General features: G+C 34.1%; 3 protein-coding genes. 2 read left to right on the top strand and 1 reads right to left on the bottom strand.

What is annotated here, in order from left to right; genetic code table 11:
* Positions 1-3: 3 nt before the first annotated feature.
* On the bottom strand, positions 4-450 hold the full coding sequence (locus tag AOG55_RS03260) for a CoxG family protein (protein ID WP_055040881.1): 447 nt from the start codon (positions 448-450) through the stop codon (positions 4-6).
* Positions 451-606: 156 nt separating this feature from the next.
* Here AOG55_RS03260 and AOG55_RS03255 point away from each other — a divergent pair, with 156 nt between their 5' ends.
* On the top strand, positions 607-1,344 hold the full coding sequence (locus AOG55_RS03255) for an electron transfer flavoprotein subunit beta/FixA family protein (protein WP_048101486.1): 738 nt from the start codon (positions 607-609) through the stop codon (positions 1,342-1,344).
* Positions 1,341-2,222: an electron transfer flavoprotein subunit alpha/FixB family protein gene (locus AOG55_RS03250; protein ID WP_048101485.1), complete on the top strand. Its 882-nt coding sequence runs from the start codon at positions 1,341-1,343 to the stop codon at positions 2,220-2,222. Before AOG55_RS03255 ends, AOG55_RS03250 begins: the two co-directional genes overlap by 4 nt.
* Positions 2,223-2,227: the final 5 nt, after the last annotated feature.

The following is a 2,227-nucleotide window of genomic DNA, read 5'->3' as shown; positions in this document are numbered from 1 at the left end:
TTATTAATTATATACAAGCCTGGATTCTATGCAGTGAATTGTCTGCTGTATATTCTTTAATGATATATCCTCAACTTTTTGAATGCCAATAAGCCTCATAAGTATTCCAAAATCAAATTTGCTTTTCCATGTAATGCTTGTTTTGTCATTGTATTTTTCATACGTGATATCTATATTAAAAACTATTTTAGAACCCTCTATTTTACCCTTTCCGTTTATATTTACCCTATTCTCATTTTTGTTATATTTAAAAGACATTTTACCTGATACAGTGCTCAGGTTTCCTATTCCCTCATCTGAAATATCGAACTTAACCCTGCATTGTATTATCTCACCTATTTTAAGGTCATATATTCCCGGCAGGCAGGGTATAACATTATTTATATCTGAAAAATAATTATTTACATCATCTAATGGATAATCAACAATGAATGTACCGCTATATTCCAAGCGCACCACCAGCCTGTAAAATTAACATAAATATCACTTAAACCACATTTTTTTATATTTTATAAAGTCTTTTGTTTATATGTAACCTTATATTTATGTATAATAATATTCATTCTTTTTGGAAAAATTAAATATTAATTAAAACATCACATAATTATGAATATTGCAGTCCTGATTAAACAGACCATAGATATGGACCAGCTGAAGACAAATGAAAATGGAGAGCCGATTCTTGATAATCTCCCCTTGAAACTTGACATCCTAAGCAAGAATGCCATAGAGGCCGCAGTCCAGTTAAAGGAAAAATATGGTGGGGAAATAACCGGCATATCCTTTGGCACCGATAAAACAACATCTGCAATAAAGGAGGCATATGCCATGGGTGTTGACACCGGTGTTATATTAAAGGGTTACAAAAAATCTAACCCGCATGTAACAGCAAATGTAATTTATGAATATATTAAGGACAAAAATTTTGATATCATTATCCTAGGCAACCAGTCATCAGATTCATATTCTGGTATTCTTGCACCGGTACTATCTGAAAAAATGAAAATACCACTTCTTAGCAATGCCATAGGCATAGAAATAGCGGATAAAAATGTAAAAGCCACCTTGGAGCTTGAGGAATATAATGTGATTCAGACCCAGGCCATGCCGGTTGTAATATCTGTTGCACAGGAAATTAATAATCCAAGACTGCCGAATGTTATGCAGATCATGAAGGCCGGGAAAAAGGAGATAAAAATCATTGACGCAAATCCAAATTACAGTGATTCACCTAATGTAATATCCAATACCGCACCAAAAAGTGAAAGAAAAAGGATAATATTTGAAAATACTGATGATGGTGTTGCTGAAATATCCAGGCTTTTAAGGGGTGCATCAAGATGAGGGGATTACTTTTCTCTGATATACCAAAAAATGCAGGGGAGATGGCATCATATTTTTCAAAAAAAATGGACATAGATATCATATCGATTCATGATGAATCTGTATTAAAGTACGGTGCATCAAAGGTTTATTTTTATGACTCCGGTTTTTCTGACAACCTTTCAGATGCCATAATAAAGCTTAATGATAAAAATAAATATGATTTTATTTTTATATCCTCCACGGTGCTTGGAAGGGAAATAGCCGGAATACTTTCTGCCAGAACTGGAATGAAATGCCTTACCGAAATCTTTTATTTTGATAATAATGATAAAATCATTACAAAAAGATTATTTTATGGTGGCAAGACGGTAATGGAGGAAAGTTCAGATTTTCATTTATTTACAGTTGCACCAGGCATATCATCTGCAGATACACTTGAAAAGATATCGGAATCTGAAAATCTTCAATTACAAAAGAGCATTTATGAAATAAAATCAAGACTTGATAAAAACTCTGGTGGCGAGGATATAAGCGATGCAAAAATTATAGTATCCATTGGAAGGGGTGTTGGCAGCAAGGAAAACATACAAAAAATTGAACCGCTTGTAGATATCCTTCATGCAAAACTTGCAGGTTCCAGGCCCGTTTGCCTTGACTATAAATGGCTCAGTGAGGATCAGCAGGTTGGTCTATCCGGTAAAAAGGTGCGGCCAGATTTTTACATAGCGCTTGGCATTTCAGGTCAGATACAGCACATAGCAGGAATACGTGGCGCTAAAACGGTAATTGCAATAAATAAGGATAAAACTGCACCAATTTTTGATGAGTGTGATTATGGAATAGTTGATGACCTGTTTTCTGTTGTTGACAAGCTTGTTAATGAGCTTAAAAAATAACATTT

The sequence above is a fragment of the Acidiplasma cupricumulans genome (genome assembly GCF_001402935.1).
Classification (GTDB): Archaea; Thermoplasmatota; Thermoplasmata; order Thermoplasmatales; family Thermoplasmataceae; genus Acidiplasma; species Acidiplasma aeolicum.
Note: the sequence above shows the minus strand (reverse complement) of the source record. Positions and strands in the feature narration are given on the sequence as shown.